Annotated in this window: 14 protein-coding genes and 1 pseudogene; 7 read left to right on the top strand and 8 right to left on the bottom strand. The window is 59.3% G+C overall.

The genetic code is table 11. The features are described from left to right. Positions 1-330 precede the first annotated feature (330 nt). The 3 genes from ISN39_RS31100 to ISN39_RS31090 form a co-directional block, all read right to left on the bottom strand. The gene (locus tag ISN39_RS31100; protein ID WP_239602531.1) at positions 331-1,440 is read right to left on the bottom strand and encodes a sulfite oxidase; all 1,110 of its coding nucleotides are present in this window, start codon (positions 1,438-1,440) and stop codon (positions 331-333) included. Positions 1,441-1,941: 501 nt separating this feature from the next. After that, the gene (locus tag ISN39_RS31095) at positions 1,942-2,313 is read right to left on the bottom strand and encodes a helix-turn-helix domain-containing protein (protein WP_246763477.1); all 372 of its coding nucleotides are present in this window, start codon (positions 2,311-2,313) and stop codon (positions 1,942-1,944) included. A 214-nt stretch (positions 2,314-2,527) separates the two neighbouring features. Next, the gene (locus tag ISN39_RS31090; protein WP_281438329.1) at positions 2,528-4,285 is read right to left on the bottom strand and encodes an adenylate/guanylate cyclase domain-containing protein; all 1,758 of its coding nucleotides are present in this window, start codon (positions 4,283-4,285) and stop codon (positions 2,528-2,530) included. Between the two features lie 553 nt (positions 4,286-4,838). On the opposite strand from ISN39_RS31090, the gene ISN39_RS31085 reads away from it, so the two are divergent. From ISN39_RS31085 to ISN39_RS31075, 3 genes are all read left to right on the top strand, one after another. Further along, complete coding sequence (locus tag ISN39_RS31085) at positions 4,839-5,561, top strand: RNA polymerase sigma factor (RefSeq protein WP_194731737.1); 723 nt, start codon at positions 4,839-4,841, stop codon at positions 5,559-5,561. A gap of 260 nt (positions 5,562-5,821) precedes the next feature. Next, the gene (locus ISN39_RS31080) at positions 5,822-6,583 is read left to right on the top strand and encodes a ferritin-like domain-containing protein (RefSeq protein WP_083636074.1); all 762 of its coding nucleotides are present in this window, start codon (positions 5,822-5,824) and stop codon (positions 6,581-6,583) included. Positions 6,584-7,226: 643 nt separating this feature from the next. Beyond that, positions 7,227-7,412, top strand: coding sequence for a hypothetical protein (locus ISN39_RS31075; protein ID WP_194731736.1), 186 nt, complete (start codon positions 7,227-7,229; stop codon positions 7,410-7,412). Positions 7,413-7,491: 79 nt separating this feature from the next. On the opposite strand, the gene queE is transcribed toward ISN39_RS31075, so the two are convergent. The 3 genes from queE to queC are packed head-to-tail and all read right to left on the bottom strand — an operon-like array spanning position 7,492 to position 9,292. Further along, positions 7,492-8,229, bottom strand: a complete 738-nt coding sequence (gene queE, locus ISN39_RS31070) for a 7-carboxy-7-deazaguanine synthase QueE (protein ID WP_194731735.1) — start codon at positions 8,227-8,229, stop codon at positions 7,492-7,494. Continuing rightward, on the bottom strand, positions 8,226-8,582 hold the full coding sequence (queD, locus tag ISN39_RS31065) for a 6-carboxytetrahydropterin synthase QueD (protein ID WP_074073169.1): 357 nt from the start codon (positions 8,580-8,582) through the stop codon (positions 8,226-8,228). The genes queE and queD overlap by 4 nt, the downstream gene beginning before the upstream one ends. Further along, positions 8,582-9,292, bottom strand: coding sequence for a 7-cyano-7-deazaguanine synthase QueC (gene queC, locus ISN39_RS31060; RefSeq protein ID WP_194731734.1), 711 nt, complete (start codon positions 9,290-9,292; stop codon positions 8,582-8,584). The genes queD and queC overlap by 1 nt, the downstream gene beginning before the upstream one ends. A gap of 187 nt (positions 9,293-9,479) precedes the next feature. On the opposite strand from queC, the gene ISN39_RS31055 reads away from it, so the two are divergent. The 3 genes and pseudogenes from ISN39_RS31055 (at position 9,480) to ISN39_RS31045 (ending at position 12,308) form a co-directional block, all read left to right on the top strand. Further along, positions 9,480-10,922: an FAD-binding oxidoreductase gene (locus tag ISN39_RS31055; protein WP_194731733.1), complete on the top strand. Its 1,443-nt coding sequence runs from the start codon at positions 9,480-9,482 to the stop codon at positions 10,920-10,922. Between the two features lie 282 nt (positions 10,923-11,204). Then, positions 11,205-11,339, top strand: a pseudogene (locus ISN39_RS31050) (AAA family ATPase); the annotation flags it as partial. Between the two features lie 351 nt (positions 11,340-11,690). Continuing rightward, the gene (locus tag ISN39_RS31045) at positions 11,691-12,308 is read left to right on the top strand and encodes a hypothetical protein (protein WP_194731731.1); all 618 of its coding nucleotides are present in this window, start codon (positions 11,691-11,693) and stop codon (positions 12,306-12,308) included. A gap of 628 nt (positions 12,309-12,936) precedes the next feature. Here the strand turns inward: ISN39_RS31045 and ISN39_RS31040 are convergent. Beyond that, positions 12,937-13,713, bottom strand: coding sequence for a phosphodiester glycosidase family protein (locus ISN39_RS31040; RefSeq protein ID WP_194731730.1), 777 nt, complete (start codon positions 13,711-13,713; stop codon positions 12,937-12,939). A 431-nt stretch (positions 13,714-14,144) separates the two neighbouring features. Between ISN39_RS31040 and ISN39_RS31035 the strand changes: the two genes are divergently transcribed. Continuing rightward, positions 14,145-14,378, top strand: a complete 234-nt coding sequence (locus ISN39_RS31035; protein WP_194731988.1) for a hypothetical protein — start codon at positions 14,145-14,147, stop codon at positions 14,376-14,378. Between the two features lie 82 nt (positions 14,379-14,460). Here ISN39_RS31035 and ISN39_RS31030 read toward each other — a convergent pair whose 3' ends face one another. After that, on the bottom strand, positions 14,461-15,531 hold the full coding sequence (locus ISN39_RS31030; protein WP_194731729.1) for an alcohol dehydrogenase family protein: 1,071 nt from the start codon (positions 15,529-15,531) through the stop codon (positions 14,461-14,463). Positions 15,532-15,540 lie beyond the last annotated feature (9 nt).

Genomic DNA, 15,540 nt, shown 5'->3' with positions numbered 1-15,540 from the left:
TGGCCACTGGCTTCAAGAGCGCGCCCTGCGCGAGCGCGACGTTAGTCGCGGTCACGCTAACATCAAGCGCTAAAGCCTGCGCAACCTAATGCCGGAATAAGTTTTTGAAGCAGCTATTCCGCGCGTTCACGCCAGACTGCCGCTTCCCCGTTTTGCGGACCTTAAAGTTGCGGGTGGAACGGCAGCTTCCGGCCCCGGAAGTGCCGGGCGGCAACGCGCCCTCATAATGGTCATCGAGCCACCCGTCGCTGTTGCTGCAAAGCGGACATGACGCAGTGACAACGCGGGTCGCAGTTGCGCCAAAGCCGCCATTCCGCCCCATGCGGGTGATTAGATCACGAATTCCTCCTCGTACGTCTGTGGCTCGGGAACGACCGTAACCTCCACCGGAACGATCCAATTGGCCGCGTAGCTCTCGCAGTCGGAACGCTGGAGGTCGGGCTGCACGCACCCCGCCCCATCGATCGCGCGACATCGCAGTATATATCGCCCCACTTCTTCAGGGGTCCACATGTACTCCCACAAGCGCCATGCAAAGGGACGTTCTGTTTCGAGGAGCCTTCCCTCGCGCCAGCCTCTGCCATCTCCGGTGCAGACCTGCACCTGCCGGATAACAGCCTCTCCGCTCCAGGCGGCTCCGAAAATCCGGTACGGTTGGCCGGCGATGAGATGCGCCCCCTGTACGGGACGCGCGATCTGCGCTTTGACCTCCATCTCCGCAAGGGGGACCAGCCTGGGTTCCCCGAGGCTGCGCTCCCAACGGAAATAGTCGCGCGCCTGCCAGTAGCCAAGGAACGGTTGCTCCACAACCGTGATATGCGTGATCCACTTGACCCAAGCCATGCCGAACCAGCCACCCACGACCGCGCGTAGCGGGTAGCCGTGATCGCGCGTCAACGGCTCCTCGTTCATCGAATAGGCAAGGATCGTGCTGTCAGCGATGGCCTTCTCAAGCGGTAAACTGCGCGCAAAAGCGATGGGGCCGGGAGAAGCCGTTTTCTTGTTCGTGTCGACGACGCCGCTGTCGGCGCCTGCGAGCAGAACCTCACGTGCGGTTCGCTTAACGCCCGCCATTTCCAAAATCTCGCGCAGAAGAACACCTGTCCACGCGGCATTGCCGACGGCTCCGTTCTGCCACTGCAACCCCTCCTTCGGCGGCACATAGTAGACGCGCCCGTTCCCTGCACACTCGACGACGGCGGTGAAAGTCGTGCTCCGCATCGCCTTGATGCTGTCGAGGTCAAGTTCGATCGGCCGCTCCACCGCGCCGCCAACGCGCAATCTCCAGTCTCGCGCATCGAGGTCCGGCGACGGGAAATGGTTTCGCACGAAGAACAGCTCGGTTGGGATCAGCCAATCGGAGAGCGACGCAAACGGAAACTCGATGTTCTGTGGGGATTTCTGTCGAACTATTAGACTGGGTTGCTGTGGTGTCGGCATCGTCCTCGTCTCCCCTTTCAAGAGCACAACGTCGGCTCTCGGTCGCGCGAAGTCCGGTACGATCACACCGCCCCTCGCAGTGCGTCTGTCGCATTCCGCCTTCGGGCCGCATTCTAGCACATACCGCACGTTCCTCGGATCGACCTCGAACGGCAGCAAAGGGGCCGACTGCGGTCTTGACCGCTTTGCGCCCTCATTTCGGCCATTCGGGCTGCTTTTTAGCTGTACTGTGAGCTGCCGATCCCCTGGGCCAGATTGACGAGCATCAACGAACTGTGTGAATTGCAGCGATGGGAGTGAGCAATGTTTAAAGAGCCCCCTCGCAGGTTTCACCGCTGCTACATTTCGGCGCCCTTTGGCATCGACCTGGGATCGTTGCCGAGTCTTTTGGGTCAACGTCAAATCGCCTGGAACTGGGCCGCCGCCGCCGTCCCGAGTGAACTAGGTTACGCGACGGGGATCGAACGATGCGATTTCGTCGTTGCCGATTTAGATGCCCGGCTAGCAATTCGTCCGCACATCCCGGATCAGTTGCGAAACTGTCGGACGGTTTCGCGTCAGGTAGTATTTGCTAAGGGTAACGCGGATGATCTCTTCCCGCTTTGCATCCAGTACCCAGTAACCCTCAGGCCGGCCACGTTTACGGTCGACTAGAGAGGTGACCGTCCCACCTGATCGAAACAGTTTGATAAGGCGGTAAACCGTTGATCGGCTGACGTCGAGCTCAGTTGTAAGTTGTTTCACGTCTGCGGCGGTCATCAGACCAGTTCGATGCTTCAGGAATTCCCGAATGCCGTCTGCGCGTTTGCACGCTTCATCCCAAAGCGCTTCATCGACTTCATCAGGAAATGCGTCAATTTGCCAAGGCACCATCGATTATCTCGATCGCCTGAATCTCCCAAAAGCCAAGTCAAAATCTCACATTAACTGCTAAATCCCAAATTAAGTGGCACGGCAACCAATTGAAATCATTGGCCAACGAGTCTTACATTTAAAGATAAAGCGACAGTCCTCGCAGCCCTACCCGCCGGCATGACCGCGACATCGTCGAATTACGGTCAGGTTTCTCGCATAGCGAAATGAGCCGTCACGGTGGCAGGCCTGCGTTTCGCAAACCATCGGCCCATCGTGCGGCGTCGTCCGGTCGCCGGATCGGGAAGAAATCGTTGAGGCTGGAGAGGCGGAAGTCGGGATCAAGCTGACGCAATCGTGTCATCGCCTCCGTGGCCTCTGGAGCTTGTCCAGCCAGTGCGTGGCTTGCTGCAGCGACGCAGGTTGCGATGAAGTGGACCGGCTGCTCACGAATGGCCGCGTGCGCCCATGATGACGCATCCGCGTATTGGCCAGCAAAGAAGTAGGCGGCGGCCATTGCGGCGTGCGCATTACAAATCTGGGGGTCTTGTGGGTTCAGCCGCATGGCCCGCGTGAGATGATCGATTGCCCCCTCCGGTTCGCCAAGCCAAATCCTGGCCCACCCGCTGAACAGCCATGCTGAGGCCAAATTGGGATTGAGCCCAAGAGCACGTTGCAATAAATCTGCGCCATAATCGTGTGCGCCAAGAACATACGCGAAGGCGATTCCAGCGGTGCAGAGCGCCACCGCATCATCCTTGCCCAGGGCCGCTGCATGCCGGGCCAGCCGCTCGGTTTCGGCAGCCTCCTGCGCGTGATCGACCATCCAACCACTTGCCTTCCGCTGAGAATAGCAGCGCGCCGCCATGCCGTAAGCCGCAGCAAATTCCGGATCGAGTTCGATGGCGCGGTAAAAGAGCCGCAGAGCCTCATTGTTGGTTTCTCGGCTCCAGCAATGCAAGGCTGCCAAGCCCCGCAGGAAGTAATCGTAGGCGTCGAGGTTCTCGGTAGGCTTGTGCTTGGCCCGCTTGATCTCAGCCTGCTCGAGCTTCGGTCCGATGGCGCCGACCACGCTCGAGGTTACTCGGTCCTGCAGTTCGAAAATGTCTTCCAGTTCCCCTTCAAAGCGATCCGCCCAAATATGTACGCCCGTCGTGGCCTCAACAAGCTCGGCAGATATGCGCACTCGATTGGCCGCCCTGCGAACGCTGCCTTCCAGCACGTAGCGCACGCCTAATTCGCGCCCGACCTGCTTCACGTCGACAGCGCGCCCCTTGTACGTGAAGCTGGAATTGCGGGCGATAACGAAGAGCCAGCGAATGCGCGACAGCCCGATGATAATCTCTTCGACGATGCCGTCGCCAAAATAGTCCTGTGCTGGATCGCTGCTCATGTTCCCAAACGGCAGTACTGCGATCGATGGCCGGTCCGGTAACGCGGGTCCAGGCGCCCGCAACGGGATGATCTGCTCGAGGTGCGCTCGGAAGGTCCTCAGCGGGCGCGCGATATTCTTAAGGTGGTGCAAGCCCATATCGGCAAAACTAATATCGACCTTGCCATCGATCTGTCGGTATACGTCTTCGGAGATGCAGATTCCGCCGGCCTCGGAAATCTCCTCAAGCCGGGTCGCCACGTTGACACCGTCTCCCAGAATGTCATCGCCCTCGATCAGGACGTCGCCGAGATTGATTCCGATGCGGAACAGCATCCGTTGATCGGCGGGTGCCACCGCATTTCGCTCCGCCATCAACTTCTGGATGGCCGCTGCGCACGCGACGGCCGCGACGACCGAGGGGAACTCCAGTAGCACGCCGTCGCCTATGGTCTTTACAATCCGACCGCCGTGGTCTGTGATAATCGGCGAGATGGCTTCGCGGTGGCCCCGCAGCGCACGCGCCGTTCCGGCTTCATCGACTCCCATCAGCCGACTGAAGCCCACGACGTCGGCAGCCAGAATAGCTGCCAGTCTGCGTTCCACCTGGGGCTGGCCCACGGACTCGTACCTTTCTCCCAGTTTTAAGGCACGCACTATAGCACGAGCCTCCCATGGGGCGCTCGGCTCAATTTCGAAAGTCCTTGGAAGAAGGCCGGTGCATCGCCATCCAGCCCCTCTCTTGCTTTTCGACTAGGGTGTGAAGGCAGCTAATCCTGCTTTGTCACGTTCATTTCGCGCACCGTGCGCATGGCAAACAGGTCGCAATGCCCGCGTTGGCGGAGCTGCCTGCCTCTGATCTGAATGGCCGCTATTGCAGTTCGGGCCTTGAAAGCGGACAGCCGGCTCCCGGCCCCAACGCCGAAATAGTTTCTTCGCGCCTCATGTCGGCTGTAGAGATCATCTTTGCCGCTTCCTGAAAGCAGGCATCGCCGGCGACCACGCTGGAAGTCTCAGTTGCGCCGAAACCGGAAGATGGAACTGCTCCGCAACAAGTCCGATTTACTTGGTCAGCAGACCTCTGGTCCGCTAGAGTCCCAAGTCTCCACCTGGCCGCAGACCGAAAAGCCGGAAAACGCTTATCTCATAGTAAGCTGATGCATCTGGAGCGCCTATGATGAAGCCGAGCGGATCCACCGAGGCAGTGAGAATCGAGGACCTTGACGACGCGGGGCTGGTTGAACACGCGCGACAGCGTGACCCCGCCGCATTCTGGCTAATCATCAAGCGTCACAATCAGCGGCTTCACCGGGTCGCCCGCGCCGTCCTGAATGACGACTCCGAGGCGGAGGACGTACTTCAGGAGACCTATATCCACGCCTTCACCCATCTGGCCGAATTCCGCGCGGAGGCGCGGCTGTCGACCTGGCTCACCCGGATCGCGCTGAACGAGGCGCTGGGACGCCGCCGGAAAAGGCGACCCACCGTAGACGCGAAAGCCATCGAAGCCATGGTCGCTCCGTTCAGCGCACACAAGCCTGATCCCGAAGAGGCGGCCGCTCTCGCTGAAATCCGCGGCCTCCTGGAGCGAGCCGTCGGTGACTTGCCAGAGCCCTTTCGCATCGTCTTTGTCATGCGGGACGTCGAGGAAATGAGCATTGAGGAAACGGCTTTTCTTTTGGCATTGCGACCTCAGACAGTGAGCACCCGTCTTTATCGCGCACGCCGGCTGCTCCGCGAGGCGCTGCGGGACAAGCTCGCCACCGTGTTCACGGATACGTTTCTCTTCGCTGGCGCTCGTTGTGACCGCCTCGCGCAATCAGTCCTCGATCGGCTCGCAATCCGCCTGGTTCGAAAGGATACTCATCTGTTGAACGCGGCGACTGAGCGCACGTAGACGCCGTCCACGCCGAGATTACGCCGGCTCCTTTCGCAGGGCCTTTGTAGCGGGACACGGGAATATTTTGGCGGCCCGGACCATCTAATCGTCAGGCAAATGCATTCGGTGCCGCGGTGCTGACAGCGGTGTTGAATCAACAAACATAGGAGACCGCCATGCAGGGCGCACTTCACCTATCCCGGCGTCAGTCGCTTCAGGGACTTATCGTACTCGGTGCCGGAGCGGCACTCAGCAGAATCGCGCGGCCTTCTCCGGTATTGGCACAGGACATATCGGACGAGGACATTTTCCGCTTTGCGCTCAACCTCGAATATATGGAGGCTGAATACTACCTCCGCGGCACCACCGGAATGGGCATCGACGCAGCCGATGCCGGTTCGAAACCCGGCGACGTCGTTGGTGGAAAGCAAGTCTCGTTCGAGACGCCCGCCATCGGCGAATTCATGCAGGAAGTCGCGGAAAACGAACTCGCGCACGTCCGCTTCTACCGCAAGACGCTTGGAACCAACGCGGTTGACCGGCCGGCCATCGATTTCGGTGCGGGCTTCAAAGCCGTCGCGGAAGCAGCGGGCCTCGGGCCGGACTTCGACCCCTTCGGCAACGAGACGAACTTCGTTCTCGGCGGGATGTTGTTCGAGGATGTCGGCGTCACCGCCTATGCCGGTGCGGCGACAGTTCTGAAAAACAAGGACTTCCTCGCCGCAGCCGCAGGCATCCTGGCGGTCGAGGCCTATCACATGGGAATGGCGCGATCTACGCTATACCGAAAGGGAGAGGAAGCCTGGAAGGCCGCCAACGCTGTCTCCGATGCCCGAGACAAAATCGACGGATCCGACGATAAGGACCAGGGGATCCAGGGGGACGGAAAAGCCAACATCGTTCCCTCGACGCCCGATGCGATCGCGTTCACCAGAACGCCGCAGGAGGTGCTCCGGATCGTCTACCTCACCGACAAGGACGGAGTGAGCAAGGGCGGCTTCTATCCGGAAGGGATGAACGGCACGCTCAAGACCACCTGAGCCAGTTGCGACGAGTGACGATTGGTCACCGGAAACTGAGCGGATTGGTATCCGCCGCTCTCGGAAAAAGACCATGATAAGGATGATGATGTGAACCACGGATCGGCAGCTTCAAGCCGAGTGCTGTCTCGCCGCAAGTTCCTGAATGTCTCTGTGACCGGTGCGGCGATTGCCAGCGCCGGCGGGCTTTCAGCCTGTATGTCTCGACCGATGGCAGCCGGAAAGACAACCAAGCGCTGGCGCTTTACCAGGACACCCCAAGTCGCGGCGAACGCTGCGCCGGGTTCACCCATTTCCTAGAGCCGAACGGGTGCGAGATCGTTGCCGGTGCAATCAGCGCAAATGGCTGGCGCCGTTTCCACGAGCCGCTGCCGGCTTGATACAATAAGTTGCGGTCTCCCGCCTTATGTCTCGGGCGGGAGCAACGCGACGTCAGCTTCCACGTCCAGTGCAGACGTTGGCCGGCCATCGGCAAGCGTCTGCCTACGGGTCAGTCAGGGACCTCGGACCTACTGGACCGAATGTCCGCTATCGCTTAGCGCATGAGGTTGAGCTCGTCGAAAGGCGTTCCTGTCAACTTTAGAGCCACCTAATGAACGATTTGTGATCGTCAGGCGTTATCCTCACGAGGAGGAAAATGACCATGAAGAATATGAACAACAGGCAAGTGCATGTGCCAGGCCCGCACGATCGTGACGTTGCCGATCACTGCAAGAAACTTGGGGTTGATCCGGCAGAGGAACGCAAGCGCTTGCGGTTGCTTGGCAAGAACGCACCCCTTCATGAGATTCGGGCGAACGTCTCGCCGAAACAGCCGCGCTTCCGCTGATCGATGTCCTTTGTGCCTCGGGATCGGCGACGAATGGCTGAGCCCTGCGACGCCATCTCCGGCGTGCCCGAAGGAATCGTCAGACGCCGCGCTTGTTGCCCCACAGCAGCACATGTAGTTGCGGCAGCACGCGCGCCTCGAACCACCGATCTTCCGTCACCTTGTCGATCAGCCAGAGCATCCGGTCCATGATGCCGTCGAAATCGACGCTTGCGTCTTCGTCTGCGGGCGGGGGTGGCGTATGATTGCCGGGTTGAAGATAAACGGGAAGCGTCGGGTAACGTGCCGCGGCGGTCCGGGCGAAGAGGTAATCGCGATCGTCGAACACAACGATCTTCAGCGCAAGCTGCGGCTTTTCGGCAGCCATTTTCAGGCAGGCCTCGAACGCGCGCCAGTCGGTCTCCATGCCGCTTGACGGCGGCTTTGGGCTCAGGACAAGAACATCGAGATCGGCAAACCAATCCTTGGCAATGCTGCCCTGGCTTTCCAGCGCGAAACGGAAACCCTCGCTGTGTCCGCGTTCTATCAGCGGCCCGAGCGCTTGGATCGCCGGATTGCCTCCCGACAGTGATACCGTCAGCGGTTTGTTGCCCGAAAGCCGCAAGACCTCCTGCCAGATATCGTCGACCGACATCGCACGCCATTGATCACGATACTCGCTGTCGACGGCATGCAGCGTATCACACCATGAGCAGCGGTAATCGCAGCCCCCCGTCCTGACAAAAACGGTCGGAAGGCCGATCAAGATACCTTCCCCCTGAATGGTAGGCCCGAAGATTTCGCTGACGCGAATTTCGGCCTTGCGGGCGACGGTCATGGCCGGTATTCCGCCCAGGTCTTCGGCGTCTCGCTGACGCGCACGGCCGAGGTTTCCGGCAGGCGATCCTTGCACCAATCGTAGAAATGCTTCGCCAGACACTCAGCCGTCACCTGATCATGACCGAGGACCTCGTTCAGGTGCCGGTGGTCGAAGGACTCGTCAATATAGGACTTCAGCGGCGCAAGCTCGTGGTAATCGCGGACAAATCCGTGGCTGTTGAGGGTTGCTGCTGAAAGTTCCACCTCCACGACGTAATTGTGTCCGTGAAGGCGGCCGCATTGATGGTCGGCGGGCAGGCTTGTGAGCCGGTGCGAGGCGGAGAAATGAAACTCCTTGGTGATGCGGAACATCATTTCACCTCTTCAGCAGCAAAGCCCGCGGTTGCGGCCACCCAGAAGTCCGGGTCCTCGTAGTCCGTCGGATCGTCTATGCCGGCCAGATGAAACGCTTCGCGCCGTTCGACACAGGTGCCGCAGCGGCCGCAGTGGCGCGAACCGCCCTTGTAGCACGACCAGGTCTGTGCGAACGGAGTGGCGTTCCTGGCGCCATCGGTTACGATATCGGCCTTCGAGACGGTGACGTAAGGTGCAAAAAGCGAAACGCTGGCATAGCCGTCGAGCGCCTGGTTCTGCATGTCCTGGAAGGACTGGATGAAACCTGGCCGGCAGTCCGGATAGATGAAGTGGTCCCCGCCATGCACAGCGACTGCGACCGCATCGGCCTTCTGCGCCGCCGCAAGCCCGAAGGCGATGGCGAGCATGATGGCGTTGCGGTTCGGTACGACGGTCGCCTTCATCGTCTCTTCGGCATAATGCCCGTCCGGAACATCGATGTCGTCGGTCAGCGCCGATCCCGTCAGATGGCTGCCTATGTTGCGGATGTCGATGATCTGATGGGCCACACCCAGGCGTTTGGCGCATGCAGCCGCGAAATCGAGTTCCTTGCGGTGCCTCTGTCCGTAGTCGAAGGAGAGAAGGCCGATGAGTTCGTGTTCCGCGGCAACCTTGTGCGCAAGCGAAACGGAGTCCAATCCGCCGGAGCAGATGACGATGGTTTTCATGATGTCGGATCCCTTGTTTTGACCGGGTGGGCTGCGACCGGATTACGGGAGCGCTTTTAAAGCAATAAACCCAGCTTGTGAAGGGTCCCGGCAGGAATGTTTATTAGCATTATCTTGCGTAGCAAAGGAACGAAGCGCAAGATGCTGCCACGGCGGAACGGGGCTCTGCCGCCTTGGGGAGGAAATCATGGACAACTTGAACCTTACGACCCTGCAGAAGGGCCAAACGGCCATGACGGACGTTGCGCTCAATGCCTTCGCGGCAGGTCTGCGCGGCAGATTGCTCACGGGAACGGACGTCGATTACGACGAGGCGCGGGCCATATGGAATGGGATGATTGACCGGCGCCCGGGTCTCATCGTGCGCTGCGCTGGTGCCGCCGACGTTATGAGATCCGTCCGGTTCGCGCGCGAAAACAATCTTCTTTTGGCTGTCCGCGGCGGCGGGCATAACATTGCCGGCAATGCCGTCTGTGAAGGCGGCCTGGTCATTGATCTGTCGCCGATGAAATCGGTAAGGGTCGACCCGGGCACACGGCGTTTACGGGTCGAGCCGGGCGCAACGCTTGCTGATGTCGATAACGAAACACAGGCTTTCGGGCTGGCTCTACCGACAGGAATCAATTCCACGACCGGCATTGCCGGACTGACACTTGGTGGCGGTTTCGGCTGGCTTACACGCAAGTTCGGGCTGACGATCGACAATATCATTTCGATGGAGGTCGTAACCGCTGAAGGCAAGCTGGTACGCGTGAGCGAGAACGAAGAGCCGGATCTGTTTTGGGCGCTACGCGGCGGCGGCGGCAATTTCGGCGTCGTAACCTCCTTTGAGTTCCGGCTCCACGACCTGCCGGGCGAGGTTCTGGCAGGTCTGGTCGTCCATCCTTTTGCCGACGCGGAAATGGTGCTCAGGCAATATCGCCAGGTGCTCGAAACGGCGCCGGACGAACTCACATGCTGGGCGGTCATGCGCAAGGCACCGCCGCTGCCTTTCCTGCCCGCCGAATGGCACGGCAGGGAAATCCTTGCACTCGCCATGTGCCATTGCGGCGACATCGAAGCGGGCAAAGTCGCTGCCGCGGCGCTTCGTGACATCGGCAATCCGATTGCCGATGTTGTCGGTCCGACAGCTTTTGCCGCCTGGCAACAGGCATTCGACCCGCTGCTGACGCCAGGCGCGCGCAACTATTGGAAGAGCCAGGATTTCGCAGAGCTCTCGGATGCGACGATTGCTGCTCTCCTCGATGCCGTTCGCAAGCTTCCGGGGCCGGAATGCGAGATCTTCATTGGCCATGTGGGCGGTGCAGCGGGCCGCATCGCAGTGGAGGATACGGCTTTTCCACAGCGCAACTCGCATTTCGTCATGAACGTCCATGCGCGCTGGCGCGAGAATTCGATGGACAGCACGTGCATCGGCTGGGCACGCGAGCTTTTCGAGGCAACGAAGAAGCACGCCATCGGCACAGCCTACATCAACTTCATGCCGGAGGATGAAAGCGATCGTGTCGAAGCGGCCTATGGCGGCAACTACAAACGTCTGACGGAGATCAAGCGGCGTTACGATCCTCAGAATCTGTTCCGTATGAACCAGAATGTGCAGCCACAAGCGGAAATGCGGGCCGCCGGCTGACCAGTCGGCAACGGCATAGATGAAACGCTAGGTGCCGCCGCAATGCTGATCCTCGGCGGTACCGCAATGAGTTGGGATCGCTCCATCCGTCTCCAAGCGGACCCAGGAGGCTTGGTCTATCGCGGCTTCGCCGTAAGTGCCGAGGCGCAATCCGGCTTTCGGACGGGGGCGCGACCGCAACCGCTTCAGAATGATGGTTTCAATTTTGATTTGCAGCCACCCGATATCTCCCGCTAAAAACACGTAAAAATCTCAGCTGTGCAGCCCAATGAAAAGGCGGCAATGGAAGACGCATCAGCAGCCTTCGAGCGGATTCTCGTTATGGGCAACGGGGGAACGGGCAAGGCATGGCTTGCCCGTCGCCTGCGCACGCGACTTTGCCATACAGTTATTCATCTTGATGACATGGACTGGGAGCGCAGAACGCATTTTTTGTTGAACTTTACGAAGAACTTCGTATATTGAGGAAGAAATGGCTTTCAAGGGCGTCAGGTATCGCGTCATCAGGGCACTGAAGGAAGGTACTTATCAGCACGCAGCACGTGGGAACATCGAGGACAAGAATGCCTTGATGACTGGGGATATTTCCCCCGAGCAACTGATAACGATCATCGACAGATGCAATGGCACGCATCATGCGAGTTCTGAACACATGAATTCGAGGGCATTGAAGTCCACATCCTCAAGCGAGATGGATGGTACATAAAGTTCTATTTCGTTGACCCGGATACGATCTTCATAAGTGTACATCCATCAAAGTAGGCGAACATGAAAATCTGGTATGCTGGAGATAAGAGCAAGGCGCTCTGCGAGAAGTGCCGGAAAGTCGTTACGACGACCTTCGACTACCACGATGTGCCTTTCGAGAGTGGGATCGGCGTGGCGAAGCAGATCATGGCGGCTACCTGCGACGAGTGTGGTACTGTTGTGGCTATCCCGCCGCAGTCGACGCCAGCAATCCGGGTTGCTCGCGAGATTGCCTGTAGGCCCCTGGAAGTGGTTATGGCTGCGCCGTTTATGGATATGTTGGACCTAGCGTCCTATCGGATTGATCCTTCAGCTGGCGTGATCCTGCGAAAATCGCTGATAGCGTACTTCGTGCACAGGTCTGTAAACGATGATTCCTTGGTCGAGCGGCTTCGCATAAACGCGGAGGTTCATCGAGCGAAGTGGAAAAGCTGGCACGATGCCCCGTCAAAACGGCTTTCGATGAAGGTAACCCCGCGCGTTGGCGACGAGTTTGACGAACTCGTCAAGAAAAGTGCATTGAATAAGACAACGTTGGTCAAGTCCATCGTGATGGATATTGGCTCGGAGATTGTTGAACCTGAAGAGCCGCGGATGATGCCTGAGTTGCGCAGGATGGCTGCGGCGCTTGCTGCCTAGTGGCAAGCCCCCTGATTTTCCTCCGATCGACTCCTGAGAGAATTCCAGCAAGGACCTGGGTCATGTTCAGGATGATACGAATACAGCTCTGATCTCCCGCGGCCGTGTTGGGCTGCCGATCGGCTGTGTCTGCCGTCGACTTACGTCATAACCCTTAACGCCATCGCTATCGCCGCCATTGCCCCATCGCTCCCACGCTGAGGGGTTGACCATCAGCGCGCGGGCGAAGGCTTTATCGGCTGGCGATTGCGTACGTCACAATGACCGCGAGCAGCGTCACGAGGGCGCTCCCATAGCGCCGTAGCGAGCGGGCAAGGCGGGCGTCCGAGCGACGACGGTGCGTACTCTCCCCGCAGATAGAGAGGCCTCTTTACTACAGCGCCTGTGCAGCGCGTTCCGAGACCCTTTCCTATCTGCGTAGTCGGCTGGAGCCAGCAGCGGGAATATCGGCAAACGTCGCCGGCGAGATATCCAGGCGGCGGGCCACGTCCTCCAGGTTGATCTCCGGATCGGCCAGGAGCGCACCGCCTGCTTTCAGATCGGCTGGCTTCAATTTTGCGGCCAACCGCCCCGGCGGCCCGGGTCGATGATGACCTTGCCGCGCTCGTCGTCGTAACCATTCGTGGGGTTATTCTACAACTCCAAAGATCGGGCCGAACCCGCCATGCCAGGATCTGTCATTGCGGCCCATCTTCGGGTTGTAAATCCCCACACCTCGTCCACCGTCGAGAAACAATGCATTGGGGCATTTTAAATGGTCGCGGAACAGGCGCGCAAAATCGTGGAAATTCACCATGTCGTCGCTTGCGGCAAGGCGAATGGTGCCACCGCCACAGACTCCCACGCCGCTCCGACGGGTTCGGTCTGTCGACCCTACAATAAAGGCCGAGTGCAGCTTGTTCTGAATGACAAGCATTGGACCAGACTGGGTGGCGAACCGCACCTTGGGCCGACGTTTCAAAAATTGATCTGTCGGGAGTATTCCGGCCCTTGTGTCGTCAAAAAAGAACACGCCGTTCGGCTTCTTATAGAAATTTGGCAGCAGACCGGCTGAGCCTTCACCTCGGGCCTCATTGGCGGGTCGTAGTTCTCGGCCGGCCTCGACATAAAGTCCTATCGGAGAAAAATCGGCGCGGTACATCCCTGCGTTCATCGCGAATGTCAGCGCTCGTCCCTCTTTCCCCACGGCTTCGGCGACGCTCGAGAAATAGCGGTAAGGCTCGCCATCCACGCCCTTCCAGAACAATCGCAGGTCAGCTTTCCCAGGTTCCAGGGTGCAGACAATGTATCGCGCCTCCTCGAACGTTTCTTGCTTACAATCTTTGGCAAAAGCCGGCGGCAAGGACGTTATCAATGCAGCCAGCATCACGGCTGCGATTAGCACTCCATTTTTCAGATACGTCATCGCGGCCGATACACCTTATTCAAGTCTTAATGGACCCATCTCGTTTGTGATTACATGATGCGGCTAAATTCGGATGTGACGGCCGAGAAACCGGTGGTCACTATGGGGAATTCCAGCAGTTCGAAGAAGACAGTTTCGAGTTTATTATTGACGGCGGTATGGAGCAGCACGTTCTCGGCTTCTCGAAGCGTATTCGCGGTGGTTTAGGCCATCGTAACATCAGGAATTCAGGCTGGTACGGTCGCTTGGCACCGCTGATGTCACCGGCGGTCGCCTGCTAACGCCGCAACGGTCCAGAGGAGTGTCGAAAGGTGCCCGCCAAAGCCGGTCCGGGCAGTGGTTTCGTTGACATGATGCGGTCTGCGGGATGTAGTGGAAGGCAGCATGGAACCGGTTCATCCGACCGCGGTTAATCCGAAAAGGAGGCTTTGATCATGGTGCCAAAGGAAATGGACGTTGTACTCGCCACTCTTCCGCTGCGCATCGGTACATATGTGCCGGACGATCTGCTTGAGGACTGGTTTGCCCCTGATACAGGGATGAATCCGGTCAGCGATCAATGCCTGAAGGCTGCCAAAGCCTACGGCCGGAAGTTTGAGTGCGAGTTCAAGTATTATACGGATCGCCAGGAAGGAGTGTTTTGGAAATTCGTCCCAGCCATGTGACAGCGCTGCGGGCAAATCATAATTGGAGCGGCCGGCGCCGAGAGCGAGAGCTGCGGCGCCGGGTCCAGACCGCAAATCTCGTTTAGTCGGGGACGACGACGAGCTTTCCGATGAAGTTCTTTGCCATGAAGTCCGTCTGAGCCCGATGGAAATCCGATAGCGGATAGACGCCGCCGACCAGGGGCCGGATTTTCTTGTCCTCGATATAGCGGACGAGCCGACGGAAGTCGGCGCGCGTACCCTGGCTCGATCCATGCAACTCCAGTTGCTTCAGGTACATTGTCCGCAAGTCGAGCTGAACCACCGGCCCGCCGATCGCACCGGCCGTCGTATAGCGGCCTTCGGGGCGTAGGATCTTCAAAAGATCGTTGAACATCGATCCGGCGACGAGATCGGCCACGACGTCGATCGGCCGGCCGGCTGATGCCCGATTGACGGCTTCGACGAGATCATCGCCGCCGCGTGTGACGACTGCTTCTGCGCCGATGTCCAGCACAGCCTGCTCCTTGCCAGGACCAGCTATCGCAATCGGGATTGCGCCGCGCGCTCTTGCGAGCTGGATGATCGCCGATCCGACACCGCCCGATGCCCCCGTCACCAGCACGTGTTCGCCCGCAGCAAGCCGCGCCCGCTCAAGCATCCGTTCTCCGGTCAGGTAGGCACAGCAGAAGGTTGCAAGTTCGACGTCGGTGAGATCGGTATCGACGATATGGGCGTTTTGCGCAGGCAGCGCCATGTATTGGGCATAACCGCCATCCCGGCCGTGACCCATATAGTCGATGTCGGCAAGGCTGTCGTCTTCGCGATTATAGATCGAGAAATCGACCATTACACGCTCGCCGATCCGTTTTGCGTCGATGCCGGCGCCAACCGCGACGATATGGCCGACAGCATCCGTCCCCTGGATGCGCGGGAACGTCAGCGTATTGCCCTTCCTGCGCCACGTGGAGACGGCCGACGGGTCGTCTTCGGTGCCGTAGGCGCCCTGGCGGACCCAGACGTCGGTGTTGTTCATGCCGCAGGCCGTGACCTTGATGAGCACTTCGCCTGCGCCCGGCATCGGGACAGGAGCGGATTCGTTATAGACCAGCTTGTCGAGCCCGCCATGACCGACGAGTTGTACGGCTGCCATCGTCTTCGGAACAACGGTCATCTCACACTC

It is taken from the genome of Rhizobium sp. 007 (assembly GCF_015353075.1).
Lineage (GTDB): Bacteria > Pseudomonadota > Alphaproteobacteria > Rhizobiales > Rhizobiaceae > Rhizobium.
The sequence above is the reverse complement of the archived record's forward strand: the minus strand, read 5'-3'. Positions and strand labels throughout refer to the sequence as shown.